The sequence below is a fragment of the Streptomyces sp. NPDC020489 genome, from assembly GCF_044386545.1.
Taxonomy (GTDB): Bacteria; Actinomycetota; Actinomycetes; order Streptomycetales; family Streptomycetaceae; genus Streptomyces.
In genome coordinates this window covers 25,651-40,918 of record NZ_JBIRUZ010000022.1, presented here as the reverse complement: position 1 = coordinate 40,918, position 15,268 = coordinate 25,651, and the positions used below count along the sequence as shown (strand labels likewise).

The following is a 15,268-nucleotide window of genomic DNA, read 5'->3' as shown; positions in this document are numbered from 1 at the left end:
GCCCCTACTCCGCCCGTACCGCTTCCACCGGGACTGCTTCGGCCGCGACGGCTGCGGCCGGGACGGCCTCCGTCGGGACGGCGTTGATGATGGCTGCGGCCGGGACGGCCTCCGTCGGGACGGCGTTGATGATGGCTGCGGCCGGGATCGCCTCGGTCGGGACGGTGTTCACAGCGGCTGCGGTCGGGACGGCTTCCACGATGGCTGTGGCCGGGACCGCTTCCGCCGGGACGGTTTTCTCGAAGGTTGCGGCAGGGACGGCCTCCGCCGGGACGGTTTCCACGACGACTGTGGCCGGCACCGTGTCGGCCACCACCGCGTCGGCCGGGAGCGGTTCGGGCTGCGCCTCCGCGTCCGCCGGGGTCGTCCGCGGGGGCAGCAGCGCGAGCACCGCCTTGCGGTCCGCGTCGCTCGTCGCGTCGTCGTAGGGGTCCGGCGTGGACGGGACCTGGAGGCGGAGCACCGGGCCGGCGCCCAGGCGGGCGTAGCCGCGTCCGGGTGGGACCTCGGTGACCGGCGTGGTCTGCGGCCGGGCGCCCAGGACGGCCTCCACCTGGCCGGCCGTCGCGGGGCCGAGCACGACACGCGCGCGTGTGTGCTGTCGTACGGCGTCGCTCAGTGTGTCCGCGCTGTCGAACTGGTCCGCCACGACCACCGTCACGTTGGCCGCGCGACCGTGCCGGAGGGGGACCTGGAGGAGGGACTGCGGGTCACGATGGCCGTCGGCGGCGGCCAGGTGCGTGAACGCGCTCGGGCGGTCCACGAGGAGCCACAGGGGGCGCCTGGTGTCCTCGGGGGGCTGCTGGCCCGCCTGGCGGGCGCGGTTCATGGCGATCAGCCGCCGTTCCGTCTCGGTGGCGGCCCACTCCAGGCTCGCCAGGGCCCCGGTCAGCCCGCACTCGACCGCCAGGACGCCGTCCCGGCCGGTGAGGCAGGCGTACTCGCCGGTGCCGCCGCCCTCGACGATCACCACGTCGCCGTGGAGGAGCGCCTGGAGCGCGACGGAGCGCAGCAGGGTCGAGGTGCCGCTGCCCGGCTGGCCCATGACCAGCAGATGCGGCTCGGTGGAGCGGACGCCGGTGCGCCAGACGACGGGGGGTACGTCGCGCTGCTCCTCGCCGTAGGTGAGCGGGAGCGTGCGCCGGACCTCGCCGGGGTCGGTGAAGCCGAGCACCGTCTCGCCGGGGGACGTGACGAAACGCTGGGCGGCGATGTCGGTGGGCAGCGGCGGCAGGACGGAGACGGCGAGCTCGTTGCCCTCCTCGTCCCAGGTGAAGCGGTACTCGCGGCCGCGGCCGGACTTGGCGTGCAGCAGCTGCTCGATCCGCGCGCGGGAGTCGGCCTCGCCGTCGGTGAAGTAGGCGGGGTAGCGGATCACGAGGTGAGTGACGCGGTTCGTCTCGTCGAACTCGTAGGCCGGGAAGGCCTTCTCCCACTCGCCGCCGTGGGCGTAGAGGGGAGCCGGGTCCTCGGCCGTCGAGAAGTAGGGGACCAGGGCCTCGTAGAGCGTGCGCAGGCGCTCGGTCTGCGACTCGTCGGGGCCCTCGGGGGCCGGTGGGGTGCGGTCCCGGCCCTGCCAGGCCGCCGCCGCCATCAGGGTGATGACAGCGAGCAGCGGGCCGTACGGCACCAGGGCCACGACCAGGACCACCGACGCCACCAGGAACAGCAGCGGTCCGCGCTTGTCCTTGGGGGTGTCGGCCCACCTGCGCCGGCCGGCCGAGGCCAGCCGGCGCAGACCGCGGGTGATCGTGATCAGCGGATGGAGGACGTCGGTGGCGCTGTCGGCCGCCGTCCGGGCCAGCTCCCGGCTCCGGGCGATCTGCGCGCTGCCTGTGCTCAGGATGCGGGGGAGGGGGCGCCGGGCCACTTCTGTCTCCTGATGGTGCGTACGGACTGGAGGCGGAAACCGGGCGGCGTCAGAACTTGATGCCGCCCAGGAGGCTCGCGAGGCTCTCGCCGCCCGCCTTGATGCTGGGGGCGATGGCCGTGCTCGCCAGGTAGAAGCCGAACAGGGAGGCGACGAAGGCGTGGGACGCCTTGAGGCCGTCCTTGCGGAAGAAGATGAAGACGACGATGCCGAGCAGCACGACGCCCGAGATGGAGAGGATCATGTGAGTGCTCCTGGTTCAGGTGGGGACAGTCACCATGAGTACTTCCAGGATCACAGCATGTATCCATACGATAAAAGGTGCAACTGGGTGAATTACGGGCGATTTCACTCGGTCGGCAGGGGTCGGTTGGGGCCGGACGAGCAGGGGACTTGCGTCCGACCGGGTCAGTGGTGATCTTTACCTCCGGCACATCGGGTCATGTGCCGCGCCAGCCAGTACCCTGGCGATTCACCTGAACGGTTGTATGAGAGGCGGAACGGCCGATGACTGAAGCCCCCGACCCGGAGGTCGTGGAGCTGGCGACCAAGATCTTCGATCTGGCCCGCCGGGGTCAGGCCGAGGCGCTCGTGGCGTACGTCGACGCGGGAGTTCCGGCCAACCTCACCAACGACCGCGGGGATTCCCTGCTGATGCTCGCCGCCTATCACGGCCACGCCGACGCGGTGCGCGCGCTGCTCGCCCGGGGCGCGGAGGCGGACCGCATCAACGACCGAGGCCAGACCCCGCTCGCGGGGGCGGTCTTCAAGGGCGAGACGGAAGTCATCAAGGCGCTGCTGGACAGCGGTGCCGACCCGGCCGCGGGAACTCCGTCGGCCCTCGACACCGCTCGCATGTTCGACAAGACGGAACTGCTCGAGTTGTTCGACGCACACTGACCCGAACGCTCTGACCAGCAACAACACAGAAAACGGGGGAGGCGGTACGGGGCCGCCGAAATTTCGGTCGCGGCAGATGTAAGTGCCGAGTCATCATGACGTCGTGATTCACGGACGCGATGGCTGGGCAGGCGTTGCCGCACCGCGCGGGCCGTGATGCGGTCCGCATGGGCCACCGACGAGAGGCAGAGAGAAATGGTCTACAGCAAGCAGGAAACGGCGGGCGCCCCGACGTGTTGTCACGCGGCCAGGTGAAGCAAGAACCCCGGTTGCGTCGACGCTTGATGTGAGGCTGTTTCCCATGTTCGAACCGGTCATAGCGCCCAGCGGTACGCTGCTCGGCCTCCTCCAGAGGGGCCGCGGCGACGGAACACTGCACGCGCTCACCGCCCCGCGGGCCGAAGCGCTCGCGGCCCTCAACCACTGTGTGCTGCGCGATCCCCGCCACGACTGGCAGGTGGAAAACCGCTCCCTCTACTACGCCCGCCTCTACCTCGACCTGAGCGGCGAGCTGGACGAGATCGAGGCCCACCTCTTCGACGTAGAGGACCACCTCGACGACGAGGAGTCCCGTACGGGCCTCAGCCTGGCGGTCCTCGGGCACCTCGCCTCCTACGGCAGGCGGGACGCGCTCGAACTGCTGCGCAGGTACGCCGCCTCCGGCTCCAACTGGGCCTGGGCACTGGACGAACTGGCCCTCAGGGACGACGACGCCGGGCTGCGTGCCCTCGCCGTCCCCGTGCTGGCCCGGTTCGCCACCGACGCCGAGGGCGAGGCCGAACTGGCCGCCACCGTGCGCGACGCCTTCGAGCCACGGCCCTGGCGGCTGTGGGCGGAGGATCCGCGCGAGTCGATCGCCGCACGCGTGCGTGCCGCTCACGAGGCCGGCTGTTTCGACCGCTGGCAACGCCAGATGCGACCTACCGGGCCCCGTCCGGGGTGGAGCGTGCGGGCGGTCTTCGAATGGGCCGAGCAGGGCGTCGAACGCGGCGCCGCGCTCCATGTGCCCGCCGCCCGCTGCCTCATGGCCGTCGCGGGGCCCGAGGACCGGCCCGAGATCGTCGCCGCCGCCCAGGACGGCACCGAGGGCGCCCGCTGCACCGCCCTGCGCTACCTGGCCGACGCCCATGATCCCGACGCCCTCGACCTGATCGAGGCCGCCGTGGTCACCGGATCGGCGCCGGTCGTGGAGGCCGCCGTCGACGCCTTCGAACGGATGCGCAGTGTCGCCGCCGTGGACCGAGCCCGCGGCTGGGCCCACCGGCCCGACCCGCTCGGCGCCGCCGCCGGACGGATGCTCGCCTGCCGCGGCGGCACCCAGGACCGTGACCTGGTCCTCGCGGCCCTGCGGGAGGCCGTACGAGGAGAGGGGCCGGACGCGCCGACCCTGTGGACCCTCGTCGACGGCACCGGACGGCTCGGCATCGCCTGCGCCGCCCCCGTGCTCCGCCACATCTACCGCGAGACGGCCTCCTCCCATCTGCGCGGCCGAGCCGCCCGGGCCCTCGCCGCGACCGACCCCTCCTTCGCCACCGGCTTCGCCGTCGAGTGCCTGTGGGACTGCGAGGAGACCACCCGCGAGATCGCCGCCCGGCACGCCGAGACTGCCGACGCCCGGGTCGTCGAGCAGCTCCGCCGCCTCGCCGCGGACCCGGCCGAGGAGGCCGAGGTCCAGACCGCCGTACGCAGCCGGATCGGTCCCTCGGACACCACCGCCATGTGAGGGCTGCCCTCAGGGTGAACTCGGGGTGACTCGCGGGTCAGGTCCGCATGGACACGGCCTGACCTGCGCGGGTGTGCATCGCAACGCTCACGGGACGTTCCTCGCCCGGAAAGATCCACGTTGACGCGTCCACGTCCGGTGCGGCGACAACAGCGGTATGCGTGTCGTCATCGTGACCGAGTCCTTTCCCCCCGATGTGAACGGCGTGGCCCACTGCGCGCTCCAGACCGCCCGGCACCTTGTGGACCGCGGTCACTCCCCGCTCGTCGTCGCGCCGGCCACCGCGGCCGGTACCGGACCCGGCCCCGACGTCCCGGCGCCCTGCCCCGTCGTCCGTGTCCCCTCGCTCCCCCTTCCCGGCTACCCCCAGGTCCGCGTCGCCCTTCCCAGCCGACGCGTCGCCGCGGCGATCGCCGCGCACCGTGCCGACCTGGTCCACCTCGCCAGCCCCTTCGTCCTCGGCGTCCGCGGCATGGCCGCCGCCGCCCGGCTCGGCCTCCCGGCCGTCGCCGTCTACCAGACCGACCTCGCCGGTTACGCCCGCACCTACATGGGCCTCGGTGAGCAGGCCGCCTGGCGGCGCATCCGCTCCGTGCACGCCGCCGCCCACCTCACCCTCGCCCCGTCCAGCGCCGCCCTGCACGACCTGGAGGCCCACGGCGTCCCCCGAGTCCGGCTGTGGCCGCGCGGCGTGGACACCGTCCGCTTCCGCCCCGCGCTGCGCGATGCGGCGCTGCGCCGTGAGCTCGCCCCGAACGGCGAGCTGATCGTCGGCTACGTCGGACGGCTCGCCCCCGAGAAGCAGGTCGAACTGCTGGCCGACGTCTGCCGCCTGGAAGGCGTGCGGGTCGTGGTGGTGGGCGACGGACCCAGCCGGCCCGGGCTGGCGGAGGCGCTCCCCGGCGCCGTCTTCCTGGGCCGTCGCACCGGCGACGAGCTCGCCCGGATCTTCGCCTCCCTGGACGTCTTCGCGCACACCGGCCCCTTCGAGACCTTCTGCCAGACCGTGCAGGAGGCGATGGCCAGCGGGGTGCCCGTCGTCGCCCCCGCCACCGGCGGCCCGCTGGACCTGGTCGCCCACGGGCGCACCGGCCTGCTGGTCCCCCCGCGCGACGCGGCCGCCCTGCGGGACGCCGTGTGGGCCCTGGCGGCCGACCCCGGCCTGCGCGCCGCGTACGGCGCCGCCGGACGCGCCACGGTGGAGGGGCGCACCTGGGAGGCCGTCGGCGACCAACTGCTGGGCCACTATGCGGGCGTGCTCACGACGCGGCGTACGGCGGTGGCGGTGTGAGTGGGGTGGGGGCTGGGGGCGGTGTGTGTCCGTCGTCGGTCGGTGGTGGTGGGCGTGGTGTGGTCCCGCAGCGGATCGGGGGTGAGGCCTTGAGCGCGGCGGGGACGGGTTCCTCGCCGGGCGGCGAGGGCGGCGGGGGCGGCGGGGGCGGCGGTCGCCCGTTGCGGATCGTGCGACTCGCCAACTTCGTCACGCCCGCCTCCGGGGGCCTGCGCACCGCGTTGCGTGAGCTGGGCAAGGGATACCGGGCCGCCGGTCACGAACCCGTGCTCGTCGTGCCGGGCGAGCGGATGAGCGACGTAGAGACCGAGCAGGGGCGGGTGATCACCCTGCCCGGTCCGCTGCTGCCCGGCACCGGCGGGTACCGCGTGCTCACCGACCGACGGCGGGTGGCCGGGCTGCTGGAGCACCTGGCTCCCGACCGGCTGGAGGTCTCCGACCGTACGACCCTGCGGTGGACCGGCAGGTGGGCGCGGCGGGCCCGGGTGCCCGCCGTGATGGTCTCCCACGAGAGTACCGACGGCGTCCTGCGCACCTGGGGAGTCCCCGAGGGCGCGGCCAGGCGCGCCGCGGACGCCCTGAACGTCCGGACGGCCCACACCTACGCGCGCGTGGTGTGCACCACCGAGTTCGCCGAGCGCGAGTTCGTGCGGATCGGGGCGCGCAACGTCGTCCGGGCGCCCCTGGGCGTCGACCTGGTGGAGCGGCATCCCGCGCTGCGCGACCCGGGGGTGCGTGCCCGGTACGCGCGCGGGGCCGAGACGCTGCTGGTGACGTGCACCCGGCTGTCCGTGGAGAAACGGCCCGGCACGGCGGTGGACGCCCTGGAGGCGCTCCTGCGGCGCGGACGGCGGGCCGTGCTGGTGGTGGCCGGGGACGGTCCGCTGCGGGGACGTCTCGAACAGCGGTCGCGTGGGCTGCCGGTCGTCTTCCTCGGCCATGTCGCCGACCGCGCGCTGCTCCGGGCGCTCCAGGCCTCCGCCGACGTGTGCCTGGCCCCCGGCCCGGCCGAGACCTTCGGGCTCGCCGCGCTGGAGGCGATGGCGTGCGGGACACCGGTCGTGGCCAGTGCCTCCTCGGCCCTGCCCGAGGTGATCGGCCACGCCGGGGCCGTCGCCGCGGACCACGGGGGTGCCTTCGCGGACGCCGTCGAGACGCTGCTGGAGCGGCCCCTCGGCGAGCGCCGGGAAGCGGCACGCGCGCGTGCCGAGTGCTTCGGGTGGCCTACGGCGGTGGAGGCGTTCCTTGCCGCGCACGACGTGCCGATCTCGGTGTCCGGGGGCGTGTGAGGAGGTCGGTCCGGTTCGCCGCCCTTGGTGACACCTGCTCAGCGGGGGTGCTGGCGGCTCGCGCTGCGGTTGCCCCCGCGTTGGTGGCCCGGACCGGACTCGCGGTCGGGGATGTGCGTTCGTCCCCAGCAGCCCGAGTTTCCTTAGCTGGCTGGAACGGGGGGTCTGTGGCGGTCGGTCATCGTGGGTACGGGGGGCTGGCGGTGCGGCGATCTGTTGCCGCGGCTGTGGCCGCTTGCTGTGTCGCTTGTCGCTGCTCGCTTGCCGCTTGCCGCTCGTCGCGGACAGGTGTCCGTGATCTGGCGTGCCCGTGGTCCGGGGACCGGTGGTTCGGAGCGCCGGTGTCCGGTGCCGGGCCGCTCCGGGATGTCCGAGGCCCGGCGCGCCCGTGACGGCGCCGAGCGGCGGACGGACGCCCTGAGTCGCGGCTGGGCGCCCCCAGTAGCGACTGGGCGCCCTCAGCGGCGGCGTACCTCCACGAAGCGCACCGGTGTCCCGGGTACCGCCTGGGCGGCTGCCGCTAGGTCCCCGGTGCGGACCACGGCGATGACCGGGTAGCCCCCGGTGGTCGGGTGGTCCGCCAGGAACACCACCGGGCGGCCGTCCGGCGGGACCTGGACCGCGCCCAGCACCATGCCCTCGCTGGGGAGTTCGCCCGGGACGGCACGCTCCAGCGCGGGTCCCTCCGTGCGCAGGCCGATGCGGTTGCTCGCGGAGGAGACCCGGTAGGTGCGGGACGTGAAGACGCGCAGCGCCTCCCGGGTGAACCAGCCGTCACGCGGGCCCAGTGTCACGCGCAGGATGAGTTCCGCCGGGGGCGCCGGCTGCGGAGCCACGTCCACGCGTGCGTGGGGCTCTGTCGGGGCGCCCAGGGGCAGGACCGCGCCGTCCGTGAGGGGCGGGGGGCCGAGGCCGGACAGGAGGTCCGTGGAGCGGCTGCCGAGGACCGGCTCGACGGTGACGCCGCCCGAGACGGCCACATAGGAGCGCAGCCCGGAGACCGCCCGGCCGACGTCGAGGAGGGCACCCGCGGGGACCGGCACCGGGGCGCCCCACGCGACCGGGCGGCCGTCCACTGTGACCGGGCAGGGGGCGCCTCCCACGGCGACGGTGACCGCGCAACGGGGGCGCAGGGCACAGCCGTCGAGCGTGGTCTCCAGGACGGCCGCGCCGGGAGCGTTGCCGACCAGGCGGTTGACGAGCGCCGCGGCGGGTCCGTCCAGCGCCCCCGAGCGGGGCACCCCGAGATGCGCGTGGCCGGGACGGCCCCGGTCCTGGAGGGTGGTCAGCATCCCGGACCGTACGACGGCGAGCGCGCGGTCGGTCATGCCGAACCCACCGTGACGAACCGCACGCGCGTGCCCGGCGACAGCAGAGCCGCCGGCACGCGTGCGTGGTCCCACAGCACCGCGTCCGTCGTGCCGATCAGCTGCCAGCCACCCGGCGACGAACGCGGGTACACGCCCGTGTACGGGCCCGCCAGAGCCACCGAGCCGGGCGGCACGGCCGTGCGCGGGGTCGCCCTGCGCGGGACGTCGTAGCGCTGCGGGAGACCGGTGAGGTAGCCGAAACCGGGCGCGAATCCGCAGAAGGCGACCGTGAACTCGGTGGCCGCGTGGATGCGGGCCACCTCCCGCGGCGGGACGCCCCAGTGCGCGGCCACGTCGGCGAGGTCCGGGCCGTCGTAGCGCACGGGCAGCTCGACGACGTCACCCGTGCGCGGGGGAGCGGGCGGTGCGGCGGAGGCGGTCAGCTCGGAGGCCAGCCGGGCGGAGTCCGTGAGGCCGTCGAGGAGGACCGTGCGGGCCGCGGGGACGATCTCGGTCGCGCTCAGGGAGCCCTCAGCGCGGCGGCGCAGCAGCTCCGCGTGCAGGGCCCGGGCCTCCTCGCCCGAGGCGACCTCGACGAGCAGCGCGTCGTCACCGACGGGCAGCACCCTCATGTGAAGGCCTCCACGCGGACCCCGGACTCCGTGAGCCCCGTACGGACCCGGCGGGCCAGCTCCACGGCGCCCGGCGTGTCCCCGTGCAGACACAGCGAGCGCGCCCGGACCTCGATGCGCGCGCCGGAGCGGGAGGTCACCGAGCCGTCCCGGGCCAGCCCCAGCGAGCGCGCCACGACGGCCTCCGGGTCGGTGACCACCGCGCCCTCCTCACCGCGCGGCACCAGGGTGCCCCGCTCGGTGTACGCGCGGTCCGCGAACGCCTCCGTGACCGCCGGGAGGCCCGCCTTGCCGGCCAGGTCCAGCAGGCGCGAGCCCGGCAGGCCCAGCACGGGCAGCGTGGCGTCCGCGAGGAGGACACCGTCGACGACCGCGGCGGCCTGCTCCTCGTCGTGCACGACCCGGTTGTAGAGCGCGCCGTGCGGCTTGACGTACGACACGCGCGTGCCCGCCGCGCGGGCGAAGACCTCCAGGGCGCCGATCTGGTACGCCACCTCGGCCGTCAGCTCGGCGGGCGGCACGTCCATGGCCCGCCGCCCGAACCCGGCCAGGTCCCGGTAGGAGACCTGGGCGCCGACCCGTACCCCGCGCTCGGCGGCCTGCTCGCACACCCGCCGCATGGTGACCGGGTCCCCGGCGTGGAAGCCGCAGGCCACGTTGGCGCTGGTGACGACGGACAGCAGTTGTTCGTCGTCGGTCAGCCGCCAGCGGCCGAAGCCCTCGCCGAGGTCGGCGTTGAGATCGATCGAGATCATGGAAGTTCCGCGTCTCCTTGCCGGGCCCTCTCTCAGGCCACTCGGTACTGCTGGTCGCGGGCGTCGGTGAGGAACATCTGGCCCGGGGCATGGGTGATCGCGAACGGCGGGCGCGAGGCCGTCACCACGGCCTGCGGGGTCACTCCGCAGGCCCAGAACACCGGGATGTCGTCCGGCTCGCGGTCCACCGGGTCCCCGAAATCGGGGCGATCGAGGTCGTCGATCCCGAGGGTCGAGGGGTCGCCGCAGTGTACGGGGCCGCCGTGCACCGCAGGGAGCAGACTGCTCTCCCGGATCGCCGCCGCCAGGTGCTGGGGCGGCACCGGACGCATCGACACCACCATCGGGCCGTGCAGGCGCCCCGCCGGCCGGCACTGCCAGCTGGTCTCGTACATCGGGACGTTGCGTCCCTGCTCCAGATGACGGATCGGCACGCCTGCCTCGCTCAGTGCCCACTCGAAGGTGAAACTGCACCCGATGAGGAACGACACCAGGTCCTCACGCCAGTGTGCGCGCACGTCGGTCGGCTCGTCCACCAGCTCGCCGTCCTGCCACACCCGGTAGCGCGGCAGGTCGGTGCGCAGGTCGGCGCCCTCGGCCAGGACGGTCGTGGGGGAGCCCGCGTCCGTGACGTCGAGCACCGGGCAGGGCTTGGGGTTGCGCTGGCAGAACAGCAGCATGTCGTACGCCCAGTCCGCGGGCACCGCGATCAGGTTGGCCTGGGTGTGACCGGCGGCCACCCCGGCCGTGGGGCCGGTCAGGCCCGCCCGGAAGCGGGCCCTTGCGTCTTCGGGGCGCCACGCGTGCGCGTGGTCGTCGACGCGGGTCAGGGGCTGGTCCTCGGCGATGGTGAGAAGGCGGTCTGCGGCTCCGCTCGACGGGAGCTCATCGGCGCCGGTCATGGGTCGCTCCTCGGCGCCCGTCAGGGCTTGGTCTCCGGCGACCGTCAGGAGCTGGTCTCCGGTGCGGGTCAGGGATCGGTGCCCGGTGGGCGGCAGAGGTCGGTCCTGGGCGGGCGGCAGAAGCCGGTCATGAGCGGGCGGCAGAAGCCGGTCCTGGGTGTGGGGCAGAGGTCGGTCCTGGGTGCGGTTCACGTCAGTTCCCTTCCGCGGGTCTCCGGCAGGCCGAGCAGGGCCAGCGCGGCGATGCCGTAGCCGATCGCGCCGAACACCAGAGCACCGCCCACGCCCCAGCTGTCGGCCAGGAAGCCGACCGTGGTGGGAAAGACGGCGCCCACGGCACGTCCGGCGTTGTACGTGAAGCCCTGTCCGGTGCCGCGCACCGCCGTCGGATACAGCTCGGCCAGGAAGGAGCCGAAGCCGCTGAAGATCGCCGACATGCAGAACCCGAGCGGGAAACCGAGCACCAGCAGCAGGGTGTCGGCCCCCTCCGGGATGTTGCCGTACGCCAGGACGCACAGGGCCGACAGGAGCGCGAAGAGCCAGATGTTGCGGCGGCGGCCGAGCCGGTCGGTGAGGTAGCCGCCGGTCAGGTAGCCGAGGAAGGCGCCGGAGATCAGGAAGGTCAGATAGCCGCCGGTGCCGACGACGGAGAGGCCGCGATCGCTCTTGAGGTACGTGGGGACCCAGGTGGCGAGCGTGTAGTAACCGCCCTGGACACCTGTGGAGAGCAGGCCCGCGAAGATCGTCGTACGCAGCAGGCCGGGTTTGAAGATCGCTGTGAAGGGGGTCCGCTCGGTGCTCCGCTCCCGCACGGCGATGGCCTGCGGCGCGTCCTGGACCCGGCGGCGCATCCAGACCACGAGCAGGGCGGGGAGCGCGCCGGTCCAGAACATCACGCGCCAAGCCGTGCTGTCGTCGAAGACCGAGAAGACCAGCGTGTACGCGGCGACGGCCAGGCCCCAGCCCACCGCCCAGGCGCTCTGGATCGCGCCCAGCGTGCGGCCCCGGTGCGCGCTGCTCGCGTACTCGGCCACGAGGATCGCGCCGACCGCCCACTCACCGCCGAAGCCGAGCCCTTGAAGGGCGCGGAAGACCAGCAGCGACGCGAAGTCGGGCGCGAAACCGCAGGCCACGGTGAAGACCGCGTACGTGATCACCGTGATCATCAGGGCCCGCACCCGTCCGACGCGGTCGGCCAGCACGCCCGCGAGGGCGCCGCCGATGCCGGAGGCCAGCAGCGTGACGGTGGTGAACAGGCCGGTCTGGCCGCTGTCCAGGTCGAAGTACGCGGCCAGCGCGACCATGCTCAGCGGCAGCGTGAAGTAGTCGTACGCATCGAGGGCATAGCCGCCGAACGCGCCGGCGAAGGCGCGCCGACCGCGCGGACCGAGCGCGCGGAACCAGCCCAACGCCCCGTCTTCGTCGGCGTGTTCTGTCTTCGCGGGGTCGGCGGTCATGGCCCGGGGTGGGGGAGTCGTGCTCATGTGCACCTCGCTAGGGGAGGACGGAGGGTGCGGAACTGAGCCGTGCGATGAGCAGAAAGGTAGAGGATCGTTGAACGATCCTTCAATACCCCTGTTGTTTCGTTCTCGTGTCTGCGGTTGAATTCCGGGCATGGCAGAGCAGCTGACCAGCCTCGCCGACGATCGCGCCCTCCTCGGCCGCACCAGCACCGCGGAGCGGGTCTCGGACATCCTCAGAAGCCGTATCGCCGAGGGCTACTTCCCGCCGGGGACACGCCTGTCGGAGGACAGCATCGGGGGCGCGCTCGGGGTGTCCCGCAACACACTGCGGGAGGCCTTCCGCCTGCTCACCCACGAACGTCTGCTCGTCCACGAGCTGAACCGGGGCGTGTTCGTCCGGGTCCTGAGGGTGGAGGACGTCGAGGACATCTACCGCACCCGCCGCCTCGTGGAGTGCGCCGTCGTACGCGGGCTGGGCGAGCCGCCGTACGACGGAGAGGGACTCGCCGAGGCCGTCGCCGCCGGGCAGCGGGCGGTGCGCGAAGGTGACTGGAAAGCGCTGGGCACCGCCAACATCCACTTCCACCGGGAACTGGTCGCGCTCGCGGGCAGCGAACGCACCGACGAGCTGATGCGCAGCGTCTTCGCCGAACTCCGCCTCGCCTTCCACGTGGTGGACGACCCCCGCCGGCTCCACGAGCCCTACCTCGCGCGCAACCAGCAGATCCTCCAGGCGCTCCAGGCGGGCGACAAGGCCGAGGCGGAGCGACTGCTCGCGACGTACCTGGACGACTCGCTGAGGCGCGTGGTCGAGGTGTACATGCGGAGGGTGGGCGAGGACGGTTAGCTGCTGTTCGGGGGGCGGCCGGCTGCTGTGCGGGGAGGCGGGGGCGGCTGGCTGCGTGCGGGGGCGAGGTTGGCTGCGGTCGGTTCGGCGGGGGACGGGAGCGGGTGCCAGCGGGTCGGGCGGGGGTGCGTCCGGCGGTCGGGGTGGTCCGGTAGAGGTCGGGACGGCTGGGGCCGGTCCGGAGGGGCAGGGGGAGTGGGTCCCGGCGGGGCAGGTGGGAGCGAGTCCCGGTGGGTCGGGCGGATGTGGGTGTCGGCGGGGGGCGGGCGGATGCGGGTCCCCGCGGGTCGGCTGAGCCACCGTGTGAAATCCGGGGGGCGGGGTCGCTTCTGCGGCGTTTCGGCCGTTGTCAGACCGAGGGCCTAGTCTGTGCACCGTGACTTCGCCTGCGACGACGGACAGTGTTCCGCCCCAGCTCAGCGCGGGGCCGCGCCCCGCACCGGGCCCGGCCGCCGACGAGGGGCTGGCGCGTCGGCTGCGCGCGCTCGCGTGCACCGCGCCGCTGCATGACCTCGACGTGCGCAAGGCCAACCTGGCGGGCGAGTACTCGGTCTACGGCATGGCGGAGGTGGCCCTGGCCGCCATCGACCTGGTCACCCTGAACATGGACTTCGACACCGGCGCCGACCACGACCAGATCGTCGCCCGCCTCATCCCGCGCATCGCCGCACAGGCCCCCCAGCGGCCCGTCGCCGAGCACGAGCGGGTGGCGCGCTGGGTCCTGGAGAACCTGATCAACGTCGGCAGCGTGGACCGGGGGTTCCGCGCGGTGTACGGCACGTTCGCGACCGACGGCACATACGTCCGGCGCGACTACGACTTCAAGCTGATCGAGGAGGTGCCCGGCCCCGGCGGCTCGGTCTACCTCCGGACGACCGACGAGGCGGTCAACGTCCTCGTCGGCGCCCTCGACACCGACGTCACCAGCGCCCAGATCGCCGCCGAGGTCAAGCTGGAGGTGCTGATCAGCCGCGGCCGCCTCGCCGATGCCCAACTCGCCGCCGAACAGGCCCGGTACCGGACAGTGCAGTACTCCGAGACCCTGCGCCGCGCCCTGGACGCGACCCGGCGCAACGTCCGGGCGGTGGACTGGCTCAACGCCGTGCCCGACATGATCGCCGAGGCGCTCGACCACGTGGCCGACCGCTACCGCCACGAGAACGCGATCCTCACCAACATCCGCAAGGCGCGCGACGAGTCCGAGGATCCCGAGCAGAAACGCCGGGCCGCCGAACTGGTCGACATCGTCAAGGACTGCATCCGCCGGCACACCCAGCTCCAGTCCCGACTGCTGGAGGCAGGGCCGCTCTTCCGGGCCGAACAGGACCGGCAGGCCTTCGCCACGCCCATGACGACCTCGGGCATAGACCTCTACGGGCAGCTGGTCTCGCCCGTTCTGCCACTGCCCGTGGAGCAGGCGGTCCGGGTCACCGACGCGTTCTTCGCGCGCGGCACCGGTCTGCGCACCCCGGTGTCGGTGCGGGTCGGGGACCTCGTCGACATACTGCTGACCCCGCCGGTGGAGCGGGAGCACCTGGGTGCGGAGATGCCCGAGCCGGACCTCATCGCCACCCCGGACGACAGCCGGTTCAGCGAGGAGCAGCTGGCCTCCGCGATGGAGCTGCTCGACCTGCCCGCGGACGCGCCGCGCCGACTGTCGGGGCTGCTCGCGGACGCCCGTCGGCGGGACCCCGATCTGCCGTACCTGGTAGCCCTGTTGGCGGTGCACGCGGCCAGCCCGCCGGTGGGCACCGCCTACCGGCAGGGCGAGGAGAAGCTGTTGTTCGCCGTGGACGACGGAACCGAGCTGGACGACCCCGAGTTCGGCGGGGCCGACCTGATCGTCGGCACGGCCCTGCTGGACGCGGCGGGCATGGCGGCGGACAGGACGGAAGCGGCATGAGGCGAGCGACAGGGCAGCCGGGCGTCGCCGCGACTGGGCGGCATCGCAGCGGAGGACCGGCCGTGGCGGCCGGTCGGCGGCGCGGTGACGGGGTCGTTCGTGGCCGGGACGAAGGCGGGCCGGGCGGAGCCGCACCACAGTCGGGAGCGGCCGTGACCGGGCGACAGCCCAGAGAAGGCCTGGTCGTGACCGGGCGACGGCGCGGCGACGGGCCCGGGCGTGGCCCGGACGGTGGCGTCGTGGGCCGGGCGGCAGCAGCGCAGCGGGGAGCGGCCGTGACCGGGCGTCAGCCCAGAGAAGGCCTGGTCGTGACCGGGCGACGGCGCGGCGACGGGCCCGGGCGTGGCCCGGACGGTGGCGTCGTGGGCCGGGCGGCAGCAGCG

The 15,268-nt window shown here is 73.7% G+C and carries 13 protein-coding genes; 6 read left to right on the top strand and 7 right to left on the bottom strand.

Annotated elements, in window-relative coordinates; genetic code table 11:
- Positions 1-4 precede the first annotated feature (4 nt).
- Both ACH41F_RS39100 and ACH41F_RS39095 read right to left on the bottom strand, forming a co-directional pair.
- Positions 5-1,870 (bottom strand): hypothetical protein, encoded by a 1,866-nt coding sequence (locus ACH41F_RS39100; RefSeq protein WP_398839645.1) that lies wholly within the window; start codon positions 1,868-1,870, stop codon positions 5-7.
- A gap of 49 nt (positions 1,871-1,919) precedes the next feature.
- Positions 1,920-2,114, bottom strand: a complete 195-nt coding sequence (locus ACH41F_RS39095; RefSeq protein ID WP_391241024.1) for a hypothetical protein — start codon at positions 2,112-2,114, stop codon at positions 1,920-1,922.
- 263 nt (positions 2,115-2,377) lie between these two features.
- Between ACH41F_RS39095 and ACH41F_RS39090 the strand changes: the two genes are divergently transcribed.
- From ACH41F_RS39090 to ACH41F_RS39075, 4 genes are all read left to right on the top strand, one after another.
- Positions 2,378-2,770 (top strand): ankyrin repeat domain-containing protein, encoded by a 393-nt coding sequence (locus ACH41F_RS39090; RefSeq protein ID WP_398839644.1) that lies wholly within the window; start codon positions 2,378-2,380, stop codon positions 2,768-2,770.
- A 301-nt stretch (positions 2,771-3,071) separates the two neighbouring features.
- A complete protein-coding gene (locus ACH41F_RS39085) occupies positions 3,072-4,493 on the top strand; it encodes a HEAT repeat domain-containing protein (protein WP_398839643.1) in 1,422 nt (473 codons plus the stop codon).
- A 157-nt stretch (positions 4,494-4,650) separates the two neighbouring features.
- The gene (locus ACH41F_RS39080) at positions 4,651-5,784 is read left to right on the top strand and encodes a glycosyltransferase family 4 protein (protein WP_398839642.1); all 1,134 of its coding nucleotides are present in this window, start codon (positions 4,651-4,653) and stop codon (positions 5,782-5,784) included.
- A 161-nt stretch (positions 5,785-5,945) separates the two neighbouring features.
- Positions 5,946-7,073 (top strand): glycosyltransferase, encoded by a 1,128-nt coding sequence (locus tag ACH41F_RS39075; protein ID WP_398839665.1) that lies wholly within the window; start codon positions 5,946-5,948, stop codon positions 7,071-7,073.
- 458 nt (positions 7,074-7,531) lie between these two features.
- On the opposite strand, the gene ACH41F_RS39070 is transcribed toward ACH41F_RS39075, so the two are convergent.
- From ACH41F_RS39070 to ACH41F_RS39050, 5 genes are all read right to left on the bottom strand, one after another.
- On the bottom strand, positions 7,532-8,401 hold the full coding sequence (locus tag ACH41F_RS39070; protein ID WP_398839641.1) for a biotin-dependent carboxyltransferase family protein: 870 nt from the start codon (positions 8,399-8,401) through the stop codon (positions 7,532-7,534).
- The gene (locus ACH41F_RS39065; protein WP_398839640.1) at positions 8,398-9,015 is read right to left on the bottom strand and encodes an allophanate hydrolase subunit 1; all 618 of its coding nucleotides are present in this window, start codon (positions 9,013-9,015) and stop codon (positions 8,398-8,400) included. Before ACH41F_RS39065 ends, ACH41F_RS39070 begins: the two co-directional genes overlap by 4 nt.
- Complete coding sequence (locus ACH41F_RS39060) at positions 9,012-9,770, bottom strand: 5-oxoprolinase subunit PxpA (protein ID WP_391241042.1); 759 nt, start codon at positions 9,768-9,770, stop codon at positions 9,012-9,014. Before ACH41F_RS39060 ends, ACH41F_RS39065 begins: the two co-directional genes overlap by 4 nt.
- A gap of 32 nt (positions 9,771-9,802) precedes the next feature.
- Positions 9,803-10,672: a putative hydro-lyase gene (locus ACH41F_RS39055; RefSeq protein WP_398839639.1), complete on the bottom strand. Its 870-nt coding sequence runs from the start codon at positions 10,670-10,672 to the stop codon at positions 9,803-9,805.
- A gap of 188 nt (positions 10,673-10,860) precedes the next feature.
- Complete coding sequence (locus ACH41F_RS39050) at positions 10,861-12,156, bottom strand: MFS transporter (protein ID WP_398839638.1); 1,296 nt, start codon at positions 12,154-12,156, stop codon at positions 10,861-10,863.
- A 130-nt stretch (positions 12,157-12,286) separates the two neighbouring features.
- Here ACH41F_RS39050 and ACH41F_RS39045 point away from each other — a divergent pair, with 130 nt between their 5' ends.
- The gene (locus ACH41F_RS39045) at positions 12,287-12,982 is read left to right on the top strand and encodes a GntR family transcriptional regulator (protein WP_398839637.1); all 696 of its coding nucleotides are present in this window, start codon (positions 12,287-12,289) and stop codon (positions 12,980-12,982) included.
- A gap of 376 nt (positions 12,983-13,358) precedes the next feature.
- Complete coding sequence (locus ACH41F_RS39040; RefSeq protein WP_391241051.1) at positions 13,359-14,885, top strand: hypothetical protein; 1,527 nt, start codon at positions 13,359-13,361, stop codon at positions 14,883-14,885.
- Positions 14,886-15,268: the final 383 nt, after the last annotated feature.